The sequence below is a fragment of the Oceanicaulis sp. UBA6590 genome, assembly GCF_002433705.1.
In the GTDB taxonomy this organism is placed as follows: Bacteria; Pseudomonadota; Alphaproteobacteria; order Caulobacterales; family Maricaulaceae; genus Oceanicaulis.
Window position 1 is genome coordinate 104,070 of the sequence record NZ_DJIQ01000041.1, and the last position, 8,154, is coordinate 112,223.

Annotated in this window: 7 protein-coding genes; 6 read left to right on the forward strand and 1 reads right to left on the reverse strand. The window is 64.4% G+C overall.

All coding sequences use genetic code 11. The features are described from left to right. Nucleotide 1 precedes the first annotated feature (1 nt). Nucleotides 2–1,039: a phosphoribosylformylglycinamidine cyclo-ligase gene (gene purM / locus B2Z70_RS09175; protein WP_292982669.1), complete on the reverse strand. Its 1,038-nt coding sequence runs from the start codon at nucleotides 1,037–1,039 to the stop codon at nucleotides 2–4. Between the two features lie 146 nt (nucleotides 1,040–1,185). Here purM and B2Z70_RS09180 point away from each other — a divergent pair, with 146 nt between their 5' ends. The 6 genes from B2Z70_RS09180 to B2Z70_RS09205 form a co-directional block, all read left to right on the forward strand. Beyond that, nucleotides 1,186–2,238 carry a DUF2066 domain-containing protein gene (locus tag B2Z70_RS09180; protein WP_009800619.1) on the forward strand — a complete coding sequence of 351 codons (1,053 nt, stop codon included), beginning with the start codon at nucleotides 1,186–1,188 and terminating at the stop codon, nucleotides 2,236–2,238. Beyond that, complete coding sequence (locus B2Z70_RS09185) at nucleotides 2,238–2,906, forward strand: P-loop NTPase family protein (RefSeq protein ID WP_292982671.1); 669 nt, start codon at nucleotides 2,238–2,240, stop codon at nucleotides 2,904–2,906. Before B2Z70_RS09180 ends, B2Z70_RS09185 begins: the two co-directional genes overlap by 1 nt. Nucleotides 2,907–2,940: 34 nt before the next feature. Further along, nucleotides 2,941–5,133, forward strand: coding sequence for an RNA degradosome polyphosphate kinase (locus B2Z70_RS09190; protein ID WP_083783157.1), 2,193 nt, complete (start codon nucleotides 2,941–2,943; stop codon nucleotides 5,131–5,133). 5 nt (nucleotides 5,134–5,138) lie between these two features. Continuing rightward, complete coding sequence (locus B2Z70_RS09195) at nucleotides 5,139–6,656, forward strand: Ppx/GppA family phosphatase (protein WP_292982674.1); 1,518 nt, start codon at nucleotides 5,139–5,141, stop codon at nucleotides 6,654–6,656. 33 nt (nucleotides 6,657–6,689) lie between these two features. Next, nucleotides 6,690–7,196, forward strand: coding sequence for a potassium channel family protein (locus B2Z70_RS09200; RefSeq protein ID WP_009800623.1), 507 nt, complete (start codon nucleotides 6,690–6,692; stop codon nucleotides 7,194–7,196). Between the two features lie 85 nt (nucleotides 7,197–7,281). Continuing rightward, nucleotides 7,282–8,154 (forward strand): acetyl-CoA carboxylase biotin carboxylase subunit (locus tag B2Z70_RS09205; RefSeq protein WP_292982676.1); only part of this gene is annotated, 873 nt, incomplete at its 3' end.

An 8,154-nucleotide genomic window follows, 5' to 3' on the forward strand; every position in this document is an offset into this window, starting at 1 on the left:
CTTAGCTCGCCTTCAAAACGCCAATGACACTCGCGGTTTCACCCGCGGCGTTTAACGTGTCGCAAATCGAGTGCGCCTCAGACGCCTCGACCGCGAGGATCATGCCGACGCCGCAATTGAACGTCCGACGCATTTCGCTTTCGGCGACATTGCCCGCCTTTGCCAGCCATTTGAAGACGGCGGGGCGCTCGAAGCTCTCATAATCCACCTCGAAGGTCAGGTGGTCGGGCAGCATTCGCGGCGTGTTCTCGGTGATCCCGCCGCCCGTGATATGGGCGAGGCCCTTGATGCGGCCCTCGCGGATCAGCGGCATCAGCGCTTTGACATAGATCCGGGTCGGTTCCAGCAGCGCTTCGGCCAGCTTGCGGCCCGACGCGAAGGGCGCATCGCTGTCAAAGTCCAGACCGGCATGGTCGATGATGCGGCGGATCAGGGAATAGCCGTTAGAGTGCGGACCGGAGGAAGCGAGACCGATCAGCGCATCGCCTTCTTTCATCAGGTCATGACGCGGCAGCAGCGCGCCGCGCTCGGCGGCGCCGACGACAAAGCCCGCCAGATCAAAATCCTCACCCGTATACATGCCCGGCATTTCCGCGGTCTCGCCGCCGATCAGCGCACAGCCGGACTGACGACAGCCTTCGGCGATGCCTTCAACGACCGCCGCGCCACGGGCCGGGTCGAGCTTGCCGGTGGCGAAGTAATCGAGGAAGAACAGCGGTTCGGCGCCCTGGGCCAGAATGTCGTTCACGCACATGGCCACAAGGTCGATGCCGACCGTGTTCACGATGCCCGAGCTGATGGCGAGCTTGAGCTTGGTGCCCACGCCATCGGTGCCGGACACCAGAACCGGATCGTTGAAGCCGGCGGCCTTGAGATCAAAGGCGCCGCCAAAGCCGCCCAGACCCGTATCCGCGCCCGGACGGGCCGTGGATTTCGCCAGCGGCTTGATGGCCTGGACCAGCGCATCGCCGGCATCAATGCTCACGCCGGCTTCCGCGTAGGTCAGTCCGGTTTTGTTGGTCGCGTCGGATTGGGACACGGGCGGCTCCCTTGGCCAAGTCGTCAGTTTCCGCGTGCATAGCGCGCAATTGTCAAAAGCGCGAGGGGGCGGGGCGCCGCAACAGGGTTCACCGCAGCGCCCAAGCGCGTATAGTCGCCGTCGAACTGGCGCATTAGGGGATGACCATGCAAGCGATCAGGCAGGCGATGCAATGGGCTTTGGCGGGTTTGGCGGCGGGCGCGATGAGCGCTGCAGCGCTGGCGGACAATCCCTTCGTGGTGGATGGCGTGGCCATTGATGCGCGCGCGGACAATGCGACCGAAGCCCAGCGCACCGCTCTGCAACAGGGCCAGACAGAGGGCGCCGTGCGACTGATCGAGCGTCTGACGCTGCCGGAAGACCGGATGGAATCAGACCTGCCCGTGGTGAGCGCCGATGAGGCCGCCAGCCTGCTCGCCGGGTTGCAGATCTCGGACGAACAACGCTCGTCCACCCGCTATCGCGGCGTGCTCAGCCTCGAGTTCGATCCGCGGGCCGTTCGGCGCTATCTGACGGGGCTGGGCGTGCCGTTTGTGGAATCCCAGGCGGCGCCGATCGCGCTGATCGCCGTGACCGAGCGCCCGACCGGAGAGCGTGTGCTGGGCGGAGACTGGCAGGAGGCCTGGGCCAGGGGCGGATTTGAACATGCCCTGACCCCGGTCCGGCTCGTGCCGGCTGACAGCGTTGTGCTCGAAGAGATCGTCTCGCTTGATCCGATCGCCCTGCAGACCGTCATGGAAACGACGGGCCTGGATCAGGTTATGGTGCTGGTTGCGCGCCAGGACGCGGGGAATACCCGGGCGGCGGGCGTGATCGTCAGCTTTGATGCGGAGGGCGCGCTGCAGCGAGAAACGGTCGATCGGGTCAGCGTCGCGGGGGGTTATGTGGATGCGGCGCGCGCCATCATCGAACCGCGCGAGCAGGCCTGGAAACGCGCCAGCGTCGTGCGCGACATGAGCGTGGCCGAGCTGGACGTGAGCATTCTTTTTGACAATCTCGCCGAATGGCGTGAGCTGCAGCAGGCGGTGACGGGCGCGTCGCTGATTCAGAATGCGCGCCTGGACGCCGTGTCGCGCAGTGGCGCAGCGATGACGATCACCCATCGCGGCGCACGCGAACAGGTCATGGCCGAATTGCGCGCCCGTGGCGCGGTTCTGGCCGAGGATGAAACGCTCGGGTGGACAGTACGCAGTCGCTGATGAAGCCAGGACAACTCGCGCTCGATCTGGTTCTGGAGCCCGATTACCGGGCGGAAGCCTTTGCGGTGAGCGAAGCGAACGCCGCCGCCCTGGCTCTGGTCAATCGCTGGCCGCGTTGGCGGCAGGGCCATCTTCTGCTGGTCGGACCGGCAGGCAGCGGAAAGACCCATCTGTCGCATATGTGGACAGCGCGCACCCGCGCCACCCGACTGGACCCGGCCAGCCTGTCCAACGGGCTCAAGACCGTCGGGCGCGGCGCAGCGGTTCTGGTGGAGGACTGCGACAGGGACGTGGATGAGGACGCGCTCTTTCATCTGCTTAACCGGGCGGCCGGCGATGCCGGCGTCACCGTGCTGATGACCGCCGGCAAGGCGCCCGCGGAATGGCCGGTCCGCCTGCCCGATCTCGCCTCACGCCTGATCGCGACCGAGACCGCGGTGTTGCATGAACCTGATGATGCGTTGCTGCGGCAGGTCATGGAGAAGCTGTTCCGGGACAAGCGTACGCCGCTGTCACCAGGTGTTCTTGAATATCTGCTTGATCGCATGGAGCGTTCGGTTGATTACGCGAGGCGGCTGACAGCCTGGCTCGATCGTGAGGCGCTGGCCCGCAAGGGGCCGGTCACTCGCACCCTTGCGCGCGAGGCGTTGTCAGTCCTATCCAGTTGACGCAACGCGCCCTTCGCCTGTTTGGAGTCCCGGTATGACCGACGCAGCGCCTTCATCCTCCGGATCCCCGACTGATGTGGAGGCTCTGATGGCGTCTCCGGACCGGTTCATCAATCGCGAGCTGTCCTGGCTGCAATTCAACTGGCGGGTCATCGAGGAGGCGCGGAATCCGCGCCATCCGGTGCTGGAGCGCCTGCGCTTCCTGTCGATCTCGGCGAGCAATCTGGACGAGTTCTACATGGTCCGCGTGGCCGGCCTGCGCGCCCAGGTGCGCAACGGCATGGACCGGCCCGGCATGGATGGCTGCACGCCCGGCCAGCAGCTCGACCAGATCAACGCCGCCGCCACCGACCTGATGAACGCCCAGCAGGAGACCTGGCGCGAGCTGCAGGACCTGCTGGCCGCTGAAGGGGTGGAGCTGGTCGATCAGGACACGCTGACCGCCAAGGAACGCGAATGGCTGCGCGATGACTTTCTCGCGCACACCCTGCCGGTGATCACGCCGCTGGCGATCGATCCGGCGCACCCGTTCCCGTTCATTCCCAATCTGGGCTTCGCCCTGATGCTCAAGCTCAAGCGCCAGCGCGATGGGCGCATCATGAACGCGCTTTTGCCCATGCCGGCAGGGGTGAAGCGCTTCATCGAGATCCCGACAGAGCGGGTGGATGAGCAGGGCCGGCCCGTCAAACGCTTCATCGCGCTCGAGACGATCCTGATCCTGTTCATGGATGCGCTGTTCCCCGGCTTCGATCTCGTCGGCAAGGGCGCCTTCCGGATCATTCGCGACAGCGATATCGAGATCGAGGAAGAGGCCGAGGATCTGGTGCGCGAGTTCGAGGCGCTGCTCAAGCAACGCCGCCGCGGGGTGCTGGTGCGCCTGAAGATCGAGGCGGGCATGCCCGAAGAGCTGCGCCGCTTTATCACCCAGCAGCTGCATGCGGAGAAACAGGACGTGCAGCTGGTGGACGGGCTGCTGGGCATGGCGCAGCTGGGACAGATGATCCCCGATGAGCGGCCCGAGCTGAAGTTCGATCCCTATGAGCCGCGCTTTCCAGAGCGGATCAAGGATCATGGGGGCGATGTCTTTGCGGCGGTGCGCGCCAAGGACCTGATCGTTCACCATCCCTATGAGAGCTTTGACGTGGTGGTGGAATTCCTGCGTCAGGCGGCGCGGGACCCGGACGTCATCACCATCAAGCAGACGCTGTACCGGACCTCGAAGGACTCGCCCATCATCGCGGCCCTGATCGAGGCGGCGGAAGCAGGCAAGAACGTCACGGCGCTGGTGGAATTGAAGGCGCGCTTTGATGAAGAGGCCAATCTGCGCTGGGCGCGGGACCTTGAGCGCGCGGGCGTGCAGGTCGTCTATGGCTTCATCGAGTACAAGACCCACGCCAAGATCTCGCTGGTGGTGCGGCGCGAGGGCTCGGAGCTTCGCACCTACGCCCATTTCGGCACCGGCAATTATCACCCGATCACAGCGCGCATTTACACCGATCTGTCGCTGTTCACCGCCGATCCGGCCTTTGGCCGCGATGCCGGGCGCATCTTCAACTATGTGACCGGATATGCCCGTCCTCAGGAGCTGGAAAAGCTGGTGATCAGCCCGATCAACATGCTCGAATTCATCTGCGAGAAGATCGATCGCGAGATCGCCAACGCCCGGGCCGGCAAGCCGGCGGGAGTCTGGGCGAAGATGAACTCGCTGGTTCATCCGCGCGTGATCGACAAGCTGTATGAAGCCAGTCAGGCAGGGGTGCGGGTCGAGCTCATCATGCGCGGCATCTGCTGCCTGAAGCCGGGCGTTCCGGGATTGTCAGAGAACATTCGGGTGAAGTCCATTGTCGGACGGTTCCTCGAGCATTCCCGCATCGCCTGCTTCGCCAACGGAGCGCCCATGCCCAGTCCGCAGGCGGAGATTTACATTTCCTCCGCAGACTGGATGCCGCGCAATCTGGATCGCCGGATCGAGACCCTGTGCCCGATCGAGAATCCGACCGTGCATCGTCAGGTGCTCGATCAGATCATGGTCGCCAACCTCAATGACGAGACCCAGAGCTGGTACATGAACCCGGACGGCACCTACACCCGCTTTGATACTGATGGAGTTGAGGACCCGTTCTCCGCACACGCTTATTTCATGACCAATCCGTCCCTGTCCGGACGCGGTGAAGCGCTCAAGCAGGACCAGCCGCCCGCCTTTCCCCATGTAGGTCCGCGCGACTGATGGGCATGCGGGACATTTTCGGCTTTGGCGGGGCCGAGCCCCGGCTGAAGGGCCGCGATGTGGCGGTCATCGATGTCGGCTCGAACTCGGTGCGTCTGGTGCAGTTCCGCGTGGAGGGGCGCGTGCTCTGGCCGGTCTTCAACGAGAAGACCATGGCCGGTCTGGGCAAGGGCGCGCCAGAAACCGGGCGGCTCAATCCCGAAGGCGTGGAAGCGGCCCTGCGCACCCTTCGACGCTTTACCCGTTTGCTCGACGCCAAGGGCGTGAGCACTCGCGGCGCGGTGGCGACCGCCGCAGTGCGCGAGTGCGAGGACGGCCCTGACTTTGTCGAGCGCGTGCGTCAGGAGACTGGCCTCGTCATTGACGTGCTCAGTGGTGAGGAAGAAGGGCGCTATTCCGCGCTGGGCGTGCTTGCAGGGGTGGGCGACGCCTGGGGCGTGGCGGGCGATCTGGGCGGCTCCAGTCTGGAGCTGACCGGGCTTGAGGGCCGCAGCGCCCAGCAAGCCATCACCTTGCCATTGGGGCCGCTGGCGGTGAACGCCGCCGGGGCCAAGGCCGAAGAGTTGCGCGATCGCGTCGACGCCCATCTGGAGCGCGCAGCCGAAGTGCTGAGCCAGACGGGGGACACGTTTTACGCCGTCGGCGGCGCCTGGCGCTCCTTCGCCAACCTGTCCATGAGCATGCGTAGTTACCCGCTGCGCCTGCTGCACGAATACGAGATGAGTCTCGATCAGGTGCGCAAGACCGCCCAGTTCGCCATGAGCCAGAGCGAAAGCTCGCTGGCGTCAGTGCCGGGCGTATCTTCCAAGCGCGCCGCAACCCTGCCTTACGCCGCCCTGCTGCTCGAGCGGATCATGAAGTCGGGCCGCTTCAAGCGTGTGGTCTTCTCAGCCTATGGCCTGCGAGAAGGCGTCGTCTGCGTTAGCGATCCGTCTCTGGTGGAGGAGGGCGACCCGCTGTTGAGCGGCACGGAGATCATGGCGTTGTCTGCGTCCCCAGAGCCTGGATTCGGGCCAGCTTTGGCGGAGTGGCTTGAACCGGCCTTCAGGGGAGAGCCGTCCGTGTTCGGAGAGCTGCAGGACAAACGGTTGCGAGGGGCTGCCGCGCGGTTGAGCGATATCGGCGCGCGTCTTCACCCTGATCATCGCGGCGATCTGGCCTTTACCCAGGTGCTCTATGCGCCGATTGGCGGTCTCAGCCATGCCGAACGCGCCTTCCTGGCGCTGACCCTGCATCACCGGTATGAAGGCAAGTCTTCCCGCGGCGAGGATTGCGTCTCCACGCATTTGCTCGACGAGGCGCAGCGCACCGCAGCCTTGCGGCTGGGGCTGGGCATGCGGTTCGGCGCTGCGCTTTCGGGACGGACCGGCAAGCTTTTGTCCTCGTTCACATTGGCGCGGACCGAAGACGCGCTTGTGATTTCACCGGCGTCTGACGCCGGCGATCTGATCGTGGAGCGCGCCCTGCGCCGGTTCGAGCAATTCTGTGCGGCCATGGAGCTCAAGGCGGCGCCCGAGGTCTAGGCGTTTGAGCTGTCGCGAAACGGAGGGTCGGCGATGAATCTGGCGTCTTCTCTGCTGCTCTCCACTGTCATGGTGGTGCTGACGACCGCCATTCACATGGCGGGGCTGGCCGGATTGATCGCCGTGATGCGCTGGCGGGAAGGGCGGTCGAGCTATGTGTCCACCGCCTGGTGGCAGATGGCCCTGATCCTGGGCGTGATGCTGACCCTGTTCTTCCTGCATGCGATAGAGATCTGGGTTTATGCGGCGCTCTATCGGATTGGGGGCGTGATCGACACGTTCGAAGCCGCGCTCTATTTCTCGACCTCCACCTTCACCACAGTGGGGTATGGCGACATCGTGCTGGGGCCGGGCTGGCGGGTGCTGGCCGCCATCGAGAGCGCCAACGGCTTTCTGCTGCTGGGCTGGTCCACGGCCTTCCTGCTTCAGGTGGTCAGTCGTTTGCGCTCTGTCGAATTTCGCTGGCTGGACCGCCGTGAGGATGAGGCGGAGCTGTTTGAAGCGCGAAAGGCGGCGCGCAAGGAGGAGGACGCGGACTAGTTCGCGCTTGCAGCGCGACTTGCCCACCGCATCCGCACCGCGCTAAACCGGCGTCACATAAATCAGAAGTTCCACAGGACCGGACATGTTCAACAAGATCCTCATCGCCAACCGCGGCGAAATTGCTGTGCGCGTCATCAAGACCTGCAAGCGGTTGGGCATTCCCACCGTGGCGGTCTATTCCGAAGCTGATGCCGATACGCTGGCGGTGGAAATGGCCGATGAGGCGGTGTTCATCGGACCGCCCGCGCCGGGCGAATCCTATCTGAAGATGGACACGATCATTCAGGCCTGCCTCGACACGGGCGCCGATGCGGTTCACCCCGGTTTTGGCTTCCTGTCTGAAAACGCGGCCTTTCCCAAGGCGCTGGCGGAAAAGAACATCGCCTGGATCGGTCCGAACCCGCACGCCATCTCGGCCATGGGCGACAAGCTGGAATCCAAGAAGCTCGCCGCCGAAGCGGGCGTGAACACGGTTCCGGGCTTCAAGGGCGAAATCGAGGATGACCAGCAGGCCGTCGAGGTGGCCAACGACATTGGCTATCCGGTGATGATCAAGGCCTCCGCCGGTGGCGGCGGCAAGGGCATGCGCATCGCCCGCTCTGACGACGAAGTGCGCGAAGGCTTCAAGGCGGCGCGCAACGAGGCGAAATCCTCGTTCGGCGATGACCGCATCCTGATCGAGAAATTCGTCGAGAAGCCCCGCCATATCGAAATACAGGTTCTGGGCGACAAGCACGGCAATGTGGTTCATCTCAATGAGCGCGAATGCTCCGTGCAGCGCCGGAACCAGAAGGTTCTGGAAGAGGCTCCGTCGCCCTTCCTGGATGACGCGACCCGCAAGAAGATGGGTGATCAGGCGGTCGCGCTGGCCAAGGCCGTGGACTATGACAGCGCCGGAACCGTCGAATTCATCGTCGACCCGGATCGTAATTTCTACTTTCTGGAAATGAACACC

Excerpts from the sequence above, each read along its gene's own strand:
- B2Z70_RS09180 (WP_009800619.1), top strand. The coding sequence starts at position 1,186 with ATGCAAGCGATCAGGCAGGCGATGCAATGGGCTTTGGCGGGTTTGGCG.
- B2Z70_RS09195 (WP_292982674.1), top strand. The coding sequence starts at position 5,139 with ATGCGGGACATTTTCGGCTTTGGCGGGGCCGAGCCCCGGCTGAAGGGC.
- B2Z70_RS09200 (WP_009800623.1), top strand. The coding sequence starts at position 6,690 with ATGAATCTGGCGTCTTCTCTGCTGCTCTCCACTGTCATGGTGGTGCTG.
- B2Z70_RS09190 (WP_083783157.1), top strand. The coding sequence starts at position 2,941 with ATGACCGACGCAGCGCCTTCATCCTCCGGATCCCCGACTGATGTGGAG.
- B2Z70_RS09185 (WP_292982671.1), top strand. The coding sequence starts at position 2,238 with ATGAAGCCAGGACAACTCGCGCTCGATCTGGTTCTGGAGCCCGATTAC.